A 15,895-nucleotide genomic window follows, 5' to 3' on the forward strand; every position below is an offset into this window, starting at 1 on the left:
AGGTCGCCATGATCCTGCGGTCGTTGCTCGCTACCTTCGTCCTGTTCGCTGCTTTCGGCGCATCCGCCCAGCCGGCCCCGGTGACGAACTCGCGCATGGTGCCCGCCCAGGTGCAGCCGGGCGCTGATGCCGCGCTCGACGAGAGACAGGCGCGGGAGTGGGGGCTTCGCTCCGAGGAGTGGGCACGTTACCGGCAACTGATGCAGGGGCCGCTCGGGGTCTATTCGCCCCAGCTCGATCCGCTCACGGCGCTGGGCATCGAGGCCCGCAGCGAGGAGGAGCGCAGGCGCTACGCCGAACTGCAGGTGCAGGCCGAGGCGCGGCGCGTCGGCAAGACGCTGGCCTACCAGCGGGCCTACGACGCGGCGTGGCAGCGCCTGTTTCCCGGCCAGCCGCGCGTGAGCCTGCCCGGCGCCAAGGCGCAGGGCGCCGGCAACACCGGCTCCGGGCGCGTGGCGGTCTTCGTCAAGGCCGACTGCGCACCGTGCGCGCAGCGCGTGCAGCAGTTGCAGGCGGCCGGCACTGCCTTCGATCTCTACATGGTCGGCAGCCGTCAGGACGACGCGCGCATCCGGCAGTGGGCCACCCAGGCGGGCATCGACCCGGCCAGGGTGCGCGCCCGCACCATCACGCTCAACCACGATGCGGGGCGCTGGCTGTCGCTCGGCCTGCCCGGCGATCTGCCGGCCGTGGTGCGCGAGGTGAACGGCCAATGGCAGCGGCAATAGGTACTCCGGGCCGGGAGCGTCGGCCGTCCCGCGTCGCCATCCGCTGCGCCAGCGCCGTGCTGCTGCTCACCACCGGCGGCTGGGCGTTGGCCGTCCTGGCGCGGGAAGTCCCGCCGCCGGCCTATCGACTGGCGGCGCATCGTGCAGACGTGCCGGCGGCGGTGCTGTACGCGGTGGCCTTGCAGGAGAGCGGCGCCATGCTGCGCGGGCGCCTGATCCCCTGGCCGTGGACGCTCAACGTCGCCGGCTCGCCACAGCGCTACGCCACCCGCGCCGAGGCCTGCGCGGGGCTGCACCGTGCGCTCGCCCACACGCCGGCCAATCGCATCGACGCCGGCCTCGGCCAGGTCAATCTCGGCTACCACACGCATCGCTACACGCAGCCCTGCGAGCTGCTGGACCCGTACCGCAACCTCGCCATCGCTGCGGAAATCCTGCGCGAACAGCACACGCCGGGCGAGGACTGGCTGCTTGCCATCGGCCGCTACCACCGGCCCGCCGGCGGGGCACCCGCAGCGCGCTACCGGCGCAGTGTGCATCGGCACCTGACCCGCGTGCTCGACCCCGACGTTCCCGTTCCCACCCTCCAGGCCACCACGCCATGAACCACATCGTCCTCATCGCCGCCATCGGGCTGCTGCCCACGACCACCGTCTTCGCGCAGACCGCCTCCGCGCCGTTGATCGTCGTCGAAGACCGCGGCGGCGACTCCCCGCTGCCGTACTACCGGTCGCTGAATCCTCAGCCGGATCAGGCCACACCGCCGGCCCCGATGCCGGCCCCTCGCGTGGGCAACGCGGCCGACGCCGAAGCCGCCATGCTGCCGGTGCGCTCGACGCAACTGTCGCCGGGCGATGTGCAGACCCGCGTCATCCGGGCACCGGGCCTGACGGCGCTGTTCCTGATCGGCGACGACGAGCGGTCGCGCGCCTGGCTGCGGCAGCGGCAGGCGGCGCTGCGAGAGCTGCAGGCCGTGGGCCTGGTGGTCAACGTGGAATCGATGGCCGCGCTGACGGCGCTGCGCAGGCTGGCTCCTGGCCTGACCCTCTCGCCGGCCTCCGGCGACGACCTGGCCCAGCGCCTGGGCCTGCGCCACTACCCGGTGCTCATCACGTCCACCGGCGTCGAGCAGTAGGTGCGCAAATGGCCCAACCGCATGCGGTCGAGGTGCTGCTGCGGCCAGCGGTGGAGCTTTACACCGTGGCGGTCTGCACTGGCGCCGCGATTCTGTGCCTGGTGGCACCGTGGTCGCTCGCGCTGAACCCGCTGCTCGGCCTGGGCTCGGCGCTGGCCTTCCTGACCTTCGGCGCGATTCGCCTGCGCGATGCCTGGGCGATCCTGCGCTATCGCCGCAACATCCGCCGCCTGTCGCGCTACGTAATGACCAGCCGCGACGTGCCGGTGAGTCAGCAACGGCTGTTCGTCGGCCGGGGCTTCCGCTGGGAGCAGCGACACACGCACCGGCTGATGCAGACCTACCGGCCGGAGTTCCGCCGCTATGTCGAGCCGACGGCGATCTACCGGGCCGCCCGGCGGCTGGAGGAGCGGCTTGAGTTCGCGCCGTTTCCTGTCTCGAAGCTGGCGCGCGCGCTGGCCTGGGACAGCCCGCTCAACCCGGCGCGGCCGCTGCCGCCGGTCGGCGGACTGCCGCGCCTGCATGGCATCGAGCCGCACGAGGTCGACGTCACCCTGCCGCTGGGCGAGCGCGTCGGCCACAGCCTGGTGCTGGGCACCACGCGCGTGGGCAAGACGCGGCTGGCCGAGCTGTTCATCACCCAGGACATCCGCCGCAAGGTTCGCGGCGAGCACGAGGTGGTGATCGTCTTCGACCCCAAGGGCGACGCCGACCTGTTGAAGCGCATGTACGTCGAGGCCAAGCGCGCCGGGCGCGAAGGCGAGTTCTACGTGTTTCATCTGGGCTGGCCGGACATCTCGGCGCGCTACAACGCCGTGGGCCGGTTCGGGCGGATCTCCGAGGTGGCAACGCGCATCGCCGGACAGCTCTCGGGCGAAGGCAACAGCGCCGCGTTCCGCGAATTCGCCTGGCGCTTCGTCAACATCATCGCGCGCGCCCTGGTCGAGCTGGGGCAGCGGCCGGACTACCTGCTGATCCAGCGCCACGTCATCAACATCGACGCGCTGTTCATCGAGTACGCCCAGCACTACTTCGCCAGGAACGAGCCGAAGGCCTGGGAGGTCATCGTCCAGCTCGAAGCGAAGCTGAACGACAAGAACATCCCGCGCAACATGATCGGGCGCGAGAAGCGCGTGGTGGCCCTCGAACAGTACCTGTCCCAGGTGCGCGTCTATGACCCGGTGCTCGATGGCCTGCGCAGCGCCGTGCGCTACGACCGGACGTACTTCGACAAGATCGTCGCCTCGCTGCTGCCGCTGCTGGAGAAGCTCACCACCGGCAAGATCGCGCAACTGCTTGCACCGAACTATTCCGACCTGTCCGACCCGCGGCCGATCTTCGACTGGATGCAGGTCATCCGCAAACGCGCGGTGGTCTACGTGGGGCTGGATGCGCTGTCCGACGCCGAGGTCGCGGCAGCGGTGGGCAACTCGATGTTCAGCGACCTGGTCTCGGTCGCCGGCCACATCTACAAGTTCGGCATCGACGACGGGCTGCCCGGCGCCGCGGTGGGCGCCAAGATTCCGATCAACGTCCACGCCGACGAATTCAATGAACTCATGGGCGACGAGTTCATTCCGATGGTCAACAAGGGCGGCGGCGCCGGCGTGCAGGTGACGGCCTACACGCAGACCTTGAGCGACATCGAGGCGCGCATCGGCAACCGCGCCAAGGCCGGCCAGGTGGTCGGCAACTTCAACAACCTGTTCATGCTGCGCGTGCGCGAGACCGCCACCGCCGAACTGCTGACGCGACAACTGCCCAAGGTCGAGGTGTACGCCACGGCACTGATGAGCGGCGCCACCGACAGCTCCGACCCACACGGCAATACCGCGTTCACGTCCAACACCCAGGACCGCATCAGCAGCAACAGCGTGCCGCTGATCGAGCCGGCGCATGTGGTGGCGCTGCCCAAGGGGCAGTGCTTCGCGCTGACCGAGGGTGGCAACCTCTGGAAAGTCCGCATGCCGCTGCCGGCACCCGACCCCGACGAAGCCATGCCGAAGGATCTGCAGGAGCTGGCCGGCTACATGCGGCAGCACTATGTCGAGGCAGGAGACTGGTGGGAGAACCAAGGCATCCCCGGCCTGCAGGACAAGGCGCTGCCCGACGACCTGCTGGACGACTTCAAGCAGATGGCCGCCGCGGAAGAGGCCGAAGCATGAGCGATCCGGCCGTCGCGGCCCAGCGCCAGCAGCAACGACAGCAAGGCCTGATCGCCAGCTTGGTCACGCTGCCGTTCCGCTTCTTCGGTGTGCTGTCCGGCGCGCTGCTGCTGTGCATCCTGATCGCGTGCGTCGGCATGCACTTCTTCTGGCCCGATCAGGGCTGGCGCCACGCGCAGGGCATGCTGCACTACGAGCTGGATCAGCTCTCCACTCACTTCACGCGCAGCGCGTTGGTGCAGGAGCCGGGCCGCACCGCGCACCGGCTGGTCGAGCAGGGCTACGACTGGCTGTTCGTGAAGAGCGGCCTGCTGGACTGGATACGCGACGCCTCGGCGCAGGCCGCCGCCGGCAGCCATCGCCCGACCAAGGATTTCCGCTACTACATCGGCTTGGTCTCCGTGAACCTGGAGCGCTACCTGATCGCGGCGGCCTACACGACGCTGGTCTTCCTCGTCCGGCTACTGGTGCTGTGCCTGACCCTGCCGCTGTTCCTGATGGCCGCCTTCGTCGGGCTGGTGGATGGCCTGGTGCGCCGGGACATCCGCCGCTTCGGTGCGGGCCGCGAATCGGGGTTCATCTATCACCGCGCCAGGGCCAGCCTGATCCCGCTGGCCGTGCTGCCGTGGGTGACTTACCTGGCACTGCCGGTCAGCGTGAACCCGCTGCTGATCCTGCTGCCCAGCGCGGCACTGCTCGGCGTGGCGGTGTGCATTGCGGCGGCGACGTTCAAGAAGTATCTGTAGCGGCAGCCCTGCGCCAGGTCAGATGAACGATGCCATGGTTTCGGTTCTCTGCTTCGTCAAGTACGTCAGCATTGGCGTGAACGAATACGTTTCAAGCAATCTTCTTCTGCCTGTCTCGCAGAGACGCGGCCCAGTCCTTCAAGGCCTGGATGTCCTGAAAGAGATCAGTGGGTGGCGGCGGCACGGCATTCCTGCCGCTGGATGGATCGTGTGCGTCAACAATGTCGCAGCACTTCTTGAATCCGGCGGCGAAAGCATCGCAGTCAGCCTCGGTGAGCGCACTGACCTTCTTCAGGTCCTTGGCGTTGATGTAGTCCCTGTGGCGTTGAATAACGCGGACGAAAGCGATGTCCTCCAGGCCGCGCTCCCATGTGGCGCGCAGCGCGTTGTAGAGCTTTGCCACCTCAACGGCGTACTCGTCTTCCTGGTTGTTGTCATGCAGCAGCTTTGCCGCACGTGCCGCCTTCTCCAGCTTGTCGATGCGATCTTCGACGCTCTGGGCCTTCCAGGGCAGGCCGTCGGCCACCATACCGGCTCCCGCGGCGCCACGACTGAGCGTCGTGAGCCGCACTGCCCGCCCTGTCTTCGTCGCGTGGTCATTCAGATCGTTCACGAACACCAAATCATGCGTGAAGACGATGACCTGACGGTTTTCCGCTTCTTCCACGAGACGCTTGGCCACCTGCCCACGCCAGCGATGGTCCAACGAGGACACCGGGTCATCGAAGACCAGAGCAGAGCGGTGCATCGCGGTGGCAAGCTCGGTCATGAAGGCGGCCAGCGCCACGCAGGTCTTTTCCCCTTCGCTCAGGATTTCGTGGACCTTGGCATCCGGCTTGGCGAAGAGGCGCACCTGATACTGCGGTCAGCCGTACTTGCCGCCGGAGCGCACGATTTCGACGCGAACCTTCGACGCCGCAAGCCTGACAATCTCTTCCTGAAATCTGTCGCGCAGCCGAGGCGTAATCACGGTGTCGGCAATGTCATTGCCCATCTTGGTGATTGTGTTCGTCGCCGTGTCGCCCGCACACTCGGTCAGAAACCGGATGGTCTTCAGCCGCTGGATTTCGTCAGTGACGACCGGCAGCATGCCGGCGAGCAGCGCCCGGTCGCTCAGCTCGGCGAAATCGGCTTCGAGCTTCTTGCGTTCATCTGCGTCAGCCGACTTGCGCAGCTCCGCGGCGTAGTCGCGGATCGTAGTCTGAAGCTGGCCGAGATCAGGCAGCGGCGACGGTGGAACGGGCGGAAGCTGTACCTCGCCCCCGATGGCCACCCCAAACTGCCCCACTTGTGGCCGGTCAAACTGCTCCAGGCAGGACGGTCGAATTATGAGGCTTCAGGGCTGATGGCGATGCGCGCGGCGGCCTCCTTGAGGCGGTAGCTCTTGCCCTCGAATTCCAGCATCGCGCAGCGGTGCATCAGGCGGTCCAGGATGGTGGTGGCCATGGTGGCGTCGCCCAGATACTTACCCCAGTCCTGCACCACCCGGTTGGAGGTCACCACGATCGACCTGCGCAACTTGTAGCGCTGGTGCACGATGGCCTGCAACACCTCGGCGGCGTGCTCGCTGATGCGCCGCGCCAGGAACAGGTCATCCAGGACCAGCAGGTCGGGCTGCACCCACTCCTTGAGCAGTGAGCCCCGCTCGGTGGCATTGCCCAGCGCGTAGCGGCCAAACTCGGTGTCCGCCTCCAGATAGCGCACATCGTGACCGGCCAGCGTGGCCTGGTAGGCCACCGCCTTGGCCAAGTGGCTCTTGCCCGTGCCGGGCTTGCCCACGATCAGTGCATTGGCGCCCTCTGCGATGAACTTGAGCGTGTGCAGCTCAAAGCAGGCCGATCTGGGCAGCTTGGGGTTGAAGCGCCAGTCAAAGTCGGCCAGCGTGACCTTCTCATCCAGCCCCGAGCGCTTGTAGCGGCGCTCCATCAGGCGCGTTCGGCGCCGGTCCAGCTCGTCTTGCAGCATGGCGGCGAAGGTCTCCAGGAACGGCTCCTGGCTGGCCTGGGCCTGCATCACGCGGGTCGACAGGGTCTCGGCAATGCCCGAGAGGCGCAATTCGCGCAGCGCGCGTTCGATCTCGGCCAGGTTCATGCCAGGCTCCCCGGTGCGGTGGTGGTGGCAGCGGTGGTACTGGATACGGTTGCCGTGGCCGTGGCTGCGGCGTGCGCGAAGAGATCACCGTACTCATCGACATCGCGGATGAGCCCGTGCTGCTGGGTCAGCTCTGGGGTGGTGAGCACCGCGCCGTTGTCACCGCTGGCATGGGCTTCAATGGCGGCGAGCGCCTGGGCAAAAAGACCCTCGCTCAAAGCCAGCACGCGCTTGTAGCTGTAGATGCCCTGCTCCAGGGCCTGGGCACAGGCGGCGTTGACGCAGTGGGCCGGGTAGCGCCGCACCAGAGCCACGATGCCCCAGAGCTTGCGCTGCCCGACCCGCCCCTCGATGGCAAAGAGCAGCTCACACAGACGGGCCGCATGTTCGCCGATCTCGCTGGCCTGGCGCAGGATGTAGCGGGTCTCGCGCGAGGGGTTGAACACCCGCTCGTCCTGGGGCAGCACGACAGAGCCAGGACGCTCGGCCTTGGGGTGGGTGCGCAGCAGATCGCCCGTGCTGGCCTCACGGATCTCGATGCGCTGGGCGTAGATGCGCACCAGCACCTTCGATCCGATGGCCGCCGGGCGCGCGGCGTAGCTGCTGTGCGCGACGCGCACGCAACTGTCATCGCACACCGTGCGCTCGACCTCGCTGAAATACTGCATGCCCAACAGCGGCAGCGCCTTGAGGTAGGCGCGTTCTTCCTCGAACATGGCCTGCACCTGGCGCCGCTCGGTGCCGTGGATGCGCTTGGCCGCCCAGTTCTTCTCCCAGTGCGCCAGGAACTCGTTGTGGGCCTCGATGGACTCGAAGCGCCGGCCCTTCAAGGCCGTGGCCTGGGTGTGGCCGATAGCGTGCTCGACCGTGCCCTTGCGGTTGGGGTCGCGTACCCGGGCTGGGTCGGCCACCACATGGTAGTGCGCCAGGGTGGCAGCGTAGACCTTGTTGAGTTCGGGTTCGTACAGGTCGGGCGTGATGACGCCTTCCTTGAGGTTGTCCAGCACCACGTACTGGGGGCAACCACCAAAGAAGCGAAAGGCCCGCTCGTGCAGCTCGGCCCAGATCTGGTGGCTGGACTTCCAGACCACGCAGCGAAAGCTTGCCCGCGAGTAGCGCAGCGTGGCCACGAACAGGCGGGGTTTGCGGTACCGATCAGAACCCGGCACCCGGGTGGGAGCGCCTTCGCCGTAGTCGACCTGCATCTCCTCGCCGGGCAGGAAGCTCAGGCGGTCGAACTGCTCGGGCTCCTTCTGGCGCAGTCGGGCCACGAAGCGTTTGACGGAGTTGTACTGGCCGGCAAAGCCGTGCTGGTCGACCAGGTCCTGGAAGATGGCCATGGCGTTGCGCTTGAGACGCAACTGCGCCTGGATGAACTCACGGTGGGGTTCGCACAGGGAGGAGGCCAGTGGCGCAGGGGCAACAGCAGGAGCCGGTGGCCGGGGTGGGGCAGTTTGACTGGCCACCGCCTCAGAGCCGGTGGCCACCCCGGGGCAGTTTGCCCGTTCGGCCGCAAAGCGTTGCCGGTAGGCGCGGATGGTGTGACGGGAGATACCTGTGACCCGCTCGATCTCTCGCTGGCTGGCGTTGGCCTCCAGCAGCGTCCATATGGTGGTTTGCAAGTGTGGCTTCAAGACGTTCACTCCGGTGGTCCCCTCGTTGGTGAGGGGGTGAAAGTAACGTCCTGCCTGTCGGCCAGCGGGCGACCAACATGCCAAGCTCAATGCATCAGGTCACCACTGGTCAGGTGGAGCAATTTGGGTGGCCATAAGTGGGCTCCATGTCGTTTCGTGTGGAAAGCAACACTGTCACTGGGGCATCGCCGGCGCGAACGGGCTGGCCGGCAGGTGCTTGAGCTTGGACATGCGCAGGTAGGCGATGGCGATGAAGTTCTGGCTCGTCCTGAAGCCGCGCGCGGCGCGCTTGGCCTGCTGCAGCAGTCCGTTCATCGCCTCGACGAAGGCGTTGCTGCGGTGATCGACCATGCCGCGCACCACCGCGTCGAACCGCTCCTTGAGCGTGGCGGCCAGCTTCTTGAACGGCTCGAGCCGACAGCGCCGCGCCCAGCTCAGCCAGGCCCTGAGGTCGGATGCGGCCTGTTCGATGCTGTTGTGCGCTGTGGCCCGTGCGTACACCGCGCGCAGCGCCATCTTCAGCCGCCACGCCCGCGCGCTCTTGAGCGTCGAGCGCTGCAGCCAGTGCATCGCCTGGAGCTGGCGGGCGCTCCAGCTGCTGGGGTTGCGCCGCATGCCCCACAGCAGCTGCCTGAGCGTCTTGCGGCCGCCAGCGCCCAGCGCGGCTCGCACCGCCTGCGCGTCGGTGGCCATCTCCGCGCGGCGCACCTGGTCCATCGCCTCGATGGCCATCGAGACGACGTGAAAGCGGTCGTAGCTGATCTGCGCCTCGGGCAACGCCAGCGCCACGCCCTTGGCGTAGGCCGCGCTCATGTCCATGCACACGTGCCGCACCTGGGCGGGATCGCCGCCATGGGCCCTCAGATCCTCGGCGAACTCCACCACCGTGCGGTGCTCGCGCCCCTCGGTGGCGAACAGCAGCCGCTTGCGATCCAGGTCGTGCACGACGGTGATGTAGTGCTGCCCGCGCCGCAGGCTGGTCTCGTCGATGCCCACCGTGCGCACGCCGGCGAAGTCTTCCAGCGCACGCGCCTGCGCGACGTAGAACTCGATGCGCCGCCACAGCCGCTTGTCCTTGCAGCGCAGCAACTCGGCGGCCTGGCGCACCGGCAGGTCCAGGCACAAGGTCAGCGCCAGCGCTTCGAACGCCGCGGTGAAGCCCGAGCCCGGACGCGCCCAGGGCACGGCCACCTGCGTGGTCTTGCCGCAGGCACCGCAGGCCACGCGCGGCACGTCGCAGTGCAGCCAGGCCTCGAACTGGAAGAAGTCCAGGTGCCGCCAGGATCGGCGCAGCCGGTCGTGCACCGGTTGCGTGGCCGCACCGCATGCCGGGCAGGCGAGCCTGCTGGTGTGGCAGCCGATCTCGAAGTCGATACGCCGCTTGGCCGTGTCGAGCCTGACGTCATCGACGACCCACGGCGGCTGCAAGCCCAGCGCGCTGGTGAACAGAGCTTCTACGGCAATGCCCATGGACTCATCCTCCTGATCAAACACGCCTCGTGGACATGTGCACAGGCCGGCCAGCGGCCTGCACACATGCCCACCGGGCTCGACGACCAGGAGTCATTGTGACTGTTGGGTTCCACACGAAATGACGAAGAGCCCATAAGTGGAGCACTTTGGGTGGCCGCCGGGGGTCGATGCGATGAAGTCGAAGACTTGGGTGTAGCGGGTGCACACCGATCGTTCACGAAGATCTTTCGATGCAGTGAAAGGCGAAACCCCGCATGTCCAAACTGTTGCGGTGACGCCGAAGGCTTCACTTGTCCGCGAACAGATCGCTCACAAGTTGCCGCAGCCACATATTGGCCGGGTCACGGTTGTACTTGGCGTGCCAGAACATGTTAATGGCAATTTCGGGCAGCTTGACAGGGTGAGGGGAGACGACCAAGTCAAATGGGCCCTTGCTGCGGTCAGCAAACCGCTCGGGCAATGTGGCGATCAGGTCGGTGCTTTGAAGGATGTGGCCCACAGCGATGAAGTGCGGCACCACCAGTCGAACGCGGCGCGTGACGCCCGCACGGGTTAGCAGGCTGTCGATCTCCCCATGGCCTGTGTTTGGCGCCGTAACACCCACATGTTCAAGCTTGCTGAATTGGGCCAGCGTCATGGGCGACTTTGCGACGGGGTGTCCCTTCCTGAACATGCACACGTAACGTTGCCTGAACAGCCGCTTCTGGAAGAAACCGGTTTGCAGGTTGGGCATCAGACCCAGCGCGAGATCGATGGCGCCGGACTCCATGCCTTCCTTCAGGTCGCCCGAGCCGGGCCGGTGGGTATGGATCTGGATCTTCGGTGCCAGCCGGGACAGCGCGTCCATGAGCGGCGGCATGAAGTACATCTCGCCGATGTCGGTCATCGCCAGGTTGAAGGTCCGGGCACTGGTCTGGGGGTCGAAACTTTCTTTACTCGACAGAGCTGTCTGCAGCGCATTGAGTGCGTACACGACGGGTTCTGCCAGGTGCAGGGCGTAGGGCGTCGGCTCCATGCCCTTGGATGTGCGTATGAAGAGCTCGTCGTTCAGCAGCTCACGCAGGCGACGCAGCGCGTTGCTGACGGCGGGCTGTGACATGTTGAGCTTCTCGGCAGCAGTGGACGCGCTGCGGTCCATCAACATCTGGTTGAACACCACCAGCAGGTTGAGATCAATGTCGCGAAGCCTCATGCTGTACCTCACTATTCATGCTGGTGATTCTAACCATCAGGTTCGCTGCATCGACTTATACGACTTGTCTATCCAGAATCGCGTCATTCGGAGACAAAGAGAGCGCACAACATGGAACTGGTCGTACAGCCACTGAAGCTGCGGCTGCAGACAGAGATTGGGAAAAATCTGCTGGACGTGCTGCGTGCGCACAGCGTTCCCATTTCCTACAGCTGCATGTCCGGTCGCTGCGGCACCTGCCGCTGCAAGGTGATCGAAGGCAGCGTGCTGGGCGGCGTACCGGAGACAGGACGCCCCCATTCGGCCAAGGCCGGTGAGGTATTGGCCTGCCAGGCTACCCTGACCGGGGACTGCACCATCGAGGTTCCCGATGTGGATGAGGTGGTTACCCATCCGGCCAAGATCATCAAGGGCACGGTCACATCGATCGAGCAGGCCACGCACGACATTCGCCGCATCAAAGTCAAGCTGGCCAAGCCGCTGGAATTCAGCCCGGGGCAGTACGCCATTTTGCAGTTCACGCCCGACCATATCCGCCCATATTCCATGGCCGGCCTGCCGGGTGATGAGGAGATGGAGTTCCACATCCGAAAAGTGCATGGAGGCCGCGTCACGGAATACATCTTCGGTGAACTGAAGGTCGGATCGAACATCCGCATCAGTGGGCCGCTGGGCACGGCATACCTGCGTCGCAAGCACACCGGCCCAATGCTGTGCGTGGGCGGTGGTACCGGTCTGGCCCCTGTTTTGTCGATCGTGCGCGGCGCGTTGGCCGAGGGCATGACCAACCCTATTCACCTCTATTTCGGTGTGCGCAGCCAAGAAGACCTGTACGACGCCGAGCGGCTCCAGGCGATGGCCGATCAACACCCTCAGCTCAAGGTCCACGTTGTCGTCGCCACCGGCCCGGTGGACGGTGCATGGCGCAGCGGCCTGGTCACCGATGCCATCGAGAGCGATTTTAAGTCGCTCGATGGCTGGCGAGCGTACCTGTGCGGCGCTCCCGCCATGGTCGATGCCCTCAGTTTGATCGTCGCCAAGCTTGGCATTGCGTCGGAGCATGTTCACGCCGATGCCTTCTATCCCAGCGGTGTCTGAACCCCACCGATCGTTCCCAGTGCATTCCACCCAAGGAGACGCACGATGAGTGAAACCAAGACAGTGTTTCCCAAAGACCCCGTTTGGCCAGGAGACGGCACCAGCCGGATCCCCTTCTGGGCTTACACCAGCGAGGACCACTACAAGCGCGAACTCGACCGCTTTTTCTACTCCGGCCACTGGTGCTACGTAGGCCTGGAAGCCGAGATTCCGAATCCAGGCGACTTCAAGCGAACGGTGATCGGTGAGCGCTCGGTCATCATGGTGCGTGATCCGGATGGCGGCATCAACGTGGTGGAGAACGTCTGCGCCCACCGTGGCATGCGCTTTTGCCGCGAGCGCCACGGCAACGCCAAGGACTTCTTCTGCCCCTACCACCAGTGGAACTACAGCCTCAAGGGTGACCTGCAGGGCGTGCCCTTCCGCCGTGGCGTCAAGCAGGACGGCAAGGTCAACGGCGGCATGCCCAAGGACTTCAAACTCGAAGAACACGGCCTGACCAAGCTCAAGGTGGCCGCCCGAGGCGGTGCAGTGTTTGCCTCTTTCGACCACGATGTCGAGCCTTTCGAGGACTTCCTGGGCCCAACCATCCTACACTACTTCGATCGCGTCTTCAATGGCCGCAAGCTCAAGATCCTGGGCTACCGCCGCCAGCGCATCCCGGGCAACTGGAAGCTGATGCAGGAGAACATCAAGGACCCCTACCACCCGGGCCTGCTGCACACCTGGTTCTCGACCTTCGGGCTCTGGCGCGCCGACAACAAGTCGGAACTGAAGATGGACGCCAAATTCCGCCACGCCGCGATGATCTCCACGCGCGGTCAGGGCGGCAAGAACGAGGAGGTCGTGTCCGGCGTGGACAGCTTCAAGGAGCAGATGAAGGTGAACGACCCGCGTCTGCTGGACATCGTGCCCGAGCCCTGGTGGGGCGGCCCGACCGCCGTGATGACCACGATCTTCCCCAGTGTGATCATCCAGCAGCAGGTCAACAGCGTCTCCACTCGCCACATCCAGCCCAACGGGCACAGATCTTTTGATTTCGTCTGGACCCATTTCGGCTTTGAAGACGACACGCCGGAGATGCACCAGCGTCGCCTGATCCAGGCCAACCTGTTCGGCCCCGCGGGTTTCGTCTCTGCAGACGATGGCGAGGTGATCGAATGGTCGCAGGAGGGCTTCGAGCAGAACCCGTCACACCGCACGGTGGTGGAAATGGGTGGCTACGACATCGAGGACACCGACCACATGGTGACCGAAACCTTGATTCGCGGTATGTACAACTACTGGCGCAAAGTGATGGGGGAGTGAACATGATCGACTTCAAGACGTACTTCGATCTGCTCAACCTGTACAGCGACTACGCCATGGTCTGCGACTCCGCCGAATGGGAGAAGTGGCCTGAGTTCTTCGTCGAATCGGGCACCTACCGTCTGCAGCCTCGCGAAAACTTTGAGCAGGGCCTGCCCCTGTGTCTGCTGGCTCTGGAGAGCAAGGCCATGATTCGCGACCGTGTGTACGGCGTCAAAGAAACCATGTACCACGACCCCTACTACCAGCGCCACATCGTGGGCACGCCGCGAATCCTGTCCGTGGAGCGTGATGTCAGTGGCGAGCGCATCCAGTCGGAAGCCAACTACGTGGTCATTCGAACCAAGCTAGATGGGGACTCCACGGTTTTCAACGCAGGCTACTACCGCGACGTCATCGTGCGCACACCGGAAGGGCTGAAGCTGCAGTCTCGGCTGTGCGTGTACGACAGCGAGATGATCCCCAACTCCCTCATCTACCCCATTTGAGGTTGCAGAACATGTCCGAGAACTGGATTGATGCCATCGCACGGGACGCTGTGCCTGAGGGCGATGTGGTCGGAGCCATCGTGGCAGGCAAAGACATTGCCTTCTATGAGGTGGAAGGTGAGGTCTTCGCCACCGACAACTTGTGTACCCACGGGGCTGCGCGCTTGAGCGACGGCTTTCTCGAAGGCCGGGAAATTGAATGTCCTTTGCATCAAGGCCGATTCGATGTTTGCACGGGTAAAGCCTTGTGCACACCCCTGACACAGGACATCAAAACCTACCCCGTAAAAATCGAAAACATGCGCGTGATGATCAAGCTGGACTAAAACTCTTTGCAGGAGGAAAGCCAAATCCGGAAATCACCCCACCCAACCCAATCACTACCCGTTTTCAAACAAGAGGAGACAAGCAATTATGAGTTACCAAAACTTAGTGAGTGAAGCAGGGCTGACGCAAAAGCACCTGATTCATGGCGACAAAGAACTTTTCCAGCACGAGATGAAGACCATCTTCGCGCGGAACTGGCTTTTTCTGACCCATGACAGTCTGATTCCCTCCCCCGGCGACTATGTCACTGCCAAAATGGGCGTCGATGAAGTCATCGTCTCCCGCCAGAACGATGGGTCGGTGCGAGCCTTTTTGAATGTTTGCCGTCACCGGGGCAAGACACTAGTTCACGCTGAAGCCGGAAATGCGAAAGGCTTTGTGTGCAGCTACCACGGCTGGGGCTTCGGTTCCAACGGCGAACTGCAAAGCGTTCCCTTTGAAAAAGAGTTGTACGGCGATGCGATCAAAAAGAAATGCCTGGGCTTGAAAGAAGTCCCCCGCATCGAAAGCTTTCATGGTTTTATCTACGGCTGTTTTGATGCAGAAGCTCCCCCGTTCATCGATTATCTGGGTGATGCAGCCTGGTACTTAGAACCCATCTTCAAGTACTCTGGTGGCCTGGAACTTGTAGGCCCCCCCGGCAAAGTGGTGATCAAGGCCAACTGGAAGGCTCCTGCGGAAAACTTTGTGGGTGACGCGTACCACGTTGGTTGGACGCACGCATCGTCTTTGCGCTCAGGTCAGTCGATATTTACCCCTCTTGCGGGCAACGCTATGCTTCCACCCGAAGGCGCGGGCTTACAAATGACCAGCAAGTATGGCAGTGGAATGGGCGTATTGTGGGACGCCTACTCCGGTGTCCACAGCGCTGATCTGGTTCCCGAAATGATGGCATTCGGCGGCGCAAAACAGGAAAAACTCGCCAAGGAAATCGGCGATGTCCGGGCACGGATTTACCGCAGCCATCTAAACTGCACGATTTTCCCGAACAACAGCATTTTGACCTGCTCCGGTGTCTTCAAGGTCTGGAACCCGATCGATGAAAACACGACCGAGGTTTGGACGTATGCCATCGTGGAAAAAGACATGCCTGAGGACTTAAAGCGTCGCTTGGCTGACGCGGTTCAGCGCACTTTCGGACCAGCAGGATTCTGGGAAAGCGACGACAACGACAACATGGAGACGGAGTCGCAAAATGCCAAGAAATACCAATCCAGCAACAGTGATCTGATTGCCAATTTGGGTTTCGGCAAGGACGTCTACGGCGACGAATGCTATCCGGGCGTCGTTGGCAAATCGGCAATCGGCGAAACCAGCTATCGCGGATTCTACCGTGCCTACCAGGCTCACATCAGCAGCTCCAATTGGGCCGAGTTCGAAAATGCCTCCCGAAATTGGCACACCGAACTCACCAAGACGACTGATCGCTAATCCAGGAGCCAACCATGATGATCAATACCCAGGAAGACAAGCTGGTCTCCGCGGGCTCCATGTCGTTTCGTGTGGAAAG

Annotated in this window: 16 protein-coding genes; 10 read left to right on the forward strand and 6 right to left on the reverse strand. The window is 64.1% G+C overall.

All coding sequences use genetic code 11. The annotated features are described in order from the left end of the window. Positions 1-8: 8 nt before the first annotated feature. Genes TK49_RS07870 through TK49_RS07890 form a run of 5 tightly spaced genes read left to right on the forward strand, consistent with a single transcriptional unit; the run spans position 9 to position 4,774 of the window. The gene (locus tag TK49_RS07870; protein ID WP_045786195.1) at positions 9-728 is read left to right on the forward strand and encodes a TIGR03759 family integrating conjugative element protein; all 720 of its coding nucleotides are present in this window, start codon (positions 9-11) and stop codon (positions 726-728) included. Beyond that, on the forward strand, positions 713-1,333 hold the full coding sequence (locus TK49_RS07875) for a lysozyme family protein (RefSeq protein WP_045786196.1): 621 nt from the start codon (positions 713-715) through the stop codon (positions 1,331-1,333). The genes TK49_RS07870 and TK49_RS07875 overlap by 16 nt, the downstream gene beginning before the upstream one ends. Next, a complete protein-coding gene (locus tag TK49_RS07880) occupies positions 1,330-1,863 on the forward strand; it encodes an integrating conjugative element protein (RefSeq protein WP_045786197.1) in 534 nt (177 codons plus the stop codon). Before TK49_RS07875 ends, TK49_RS07880 begins: the two co-directional genes overlap by 4 nt. 8 nt (positions 1,864-1,871) lie before the next feature. Continuing rightward, entirely contained in the window at positions 1,872-4,028 is a 2,157-nt protein-coding gene (traD, locus tag TK49_RS07885) for a type IV conjugative transfer system coupling protein TraD (protein WP_045786198.1), read from the forward strand. Then, complete coding sequence (locus TK49_RS07890) at positions 4,025-4,774, forward strand: TIGR03747 family integrating conjugative element membrane protein (protein WP_023121148.1); 750 nt, start codon at positions 4,025-4,027, stop codon at positions 4,772-4,774. The genes traD and TK49_RS07890 overlap by 4 nt, the downstream gene beginning before the upstream one ends. Before the next feature lie 91 nt (positions 4,775-4,865). On the opposite strand, the gene TK49_RS24930 is transcribed toward TK49_RS07890, so the two are convergent. The 6 genes from TK49_RS24930 to TK49_RS07915 form a co-directional block, all read right to left on the reverse strand. Continuing rightward, on the reverse strand, positions 4,866-5,627 hold the full coding sequence (locus tag TK49_RS24930) for an AAA family ATPase (protein ID WP_240479952.1): 762 nt from the start codon (positions 5,625-5,627) through the stop codon (positions 4,866-4,868). A 12-nt stretch (positions 5,628-5,639) separates the two neighbouring features. Beyond that, a complete protein-coding gene (locus TK49_RS24935; RefSeq protein WP_240479954.1) occupies positions 5,640-6,047 on the reverse strand; it encodes a hypothetical protein in 408 nt (135 codons plus the stop codon). A 53-nt stretch (positions 6,048-6,100) separates the two neighbouring features. After that, positions 6,101-6,865 carry an IS21-like element helper ATPase IstB gene (gene istB / locus TK49_RS07900; protein WP_045786199.1) on the reverse strand — a complete coding sequence of 255 codons (765 nt, stop codon included), beginning with the start codon at positions 6,863-6,865 and terminating at the stop codon, positions 6,101-6,103. After that, positions 6,862-8,508, reverse strand: coding sequence for an IS21 family transposase (gene istA / locus TK49_RS07905; RefSeq protein WP_045786200.1), 1,647 nt, complete (start codon positions 8,506-8,508; stop codon positions 6,862-6,864). The genes istB and istA overlap by 4 nt, the downstream gene beginning before the upstream one ends. A 165-nt stretch (positions 8,509-8,673) precedes the next feature. Further along, positions 8,674-9,969, reverse strand: coding sequence for an ISL3 family transposase (locus tag TK49_RS07910; RefSeq protein WP_045785571.1), 1,296 nt, complete (start codon positions 9,967-9,969; stop codon positions 8,674-8,676). Positions 9,970-10,258: 289 nt separating this feature from the next. Beyond that, a complete protein-coding gene (locus TK49_RS07915) occupies positions 10,259-11,164 on the reverse strand; it encodes a LysR family transcriptional regulator (RefSeq protein ID WP_045786201.1) in 906 nt (301 codons plus the stop codon). Between the two features lie 111 nt (positions 11,165-11,275). Between TK49_RS07915 and TK49_RS07920 the strand changes: the two genes are divergently transcribed. The 5 genes from TK49_RS07920 to nagAc all read left to right on the forward strand — a co-directional run bounded on the left by TK49_RS07920 (position 11,276) and on the right by nagAc (position 15,816). Continuing rightward, complete coding sequence (locus TK49_RS07920; protein ID WP_045786202.1) at positions 11,276-12,262, forward strand: 2Fe-2S iron-sulfur cluster-binding protein; 987 nt, start codon at positions 11,276-11,278, stop codon at positions 12,260-12,262. A 45-nt stretch (positions 12,263-12,307) separates the two neighbouring features. Beyond that, positions 12,308-13,570 (forward strand): Rieske 2Fe-2S domain-containing protein, encoded by a 1,263-nt coding sequence (locus tag TK49_RS07925; protein ID WP_045786203.1) that lies wholly within the window; start codon positions 12,308-12,310, stop codon positions 13,568-13,570. Between the two features lie 2 nt (positions 13,571-13,572). Beyond that, a complete protein-coding gene (locus TK49_RS07930) occupies positions 13,573-14,058 on the forward strand; it encodes an aromatic-ring-hydroxylating dioxygenase subunit beta (protein ID WP_045786204.1) in 486 nt (161 codons plus the stop codon). Positions 14,059-14,069: 11 nt separating this feature from the next. Beyond that, a complete protein-coding gene (locus tag TK49_RS07935; protein ID WP_045786205.1) occupies positions 14,070-14,384 on the forward strand; it encodes a non-heme iron oxygenase ferredoxin subunit in 315 nt (104 codons plus the stop codon). Positions 14,385-14,472: 88 nt separating this feature from the next. After that, the gene (gene nagAc / locus TK49_RS24095; RefSeq protein ID WP_082076300.1) at positions 14,473-15,816 is read left to right on the forward strand and encodes a naphthalene 1,2-dioxygenase system large oxygenase NagAc; all 1,344 of its coding nucleotides are present in this window, start codon (positions 14,473-14,475) and stop codon (positions 15,814-15,816) included. Positions 15,817-15,895: the final 79 nt, after the last annotated feature.

It is taken from the genome of Ralstonia mannitolilytica, from assembly GCF_000954135.1.
Lineage (GTDB): Bacteria > Pseudomonadota > Gammaproteobacteria > Burkholderiales > Burkholderiaceae > Ralstonia > Ralstonia mannitolilytica.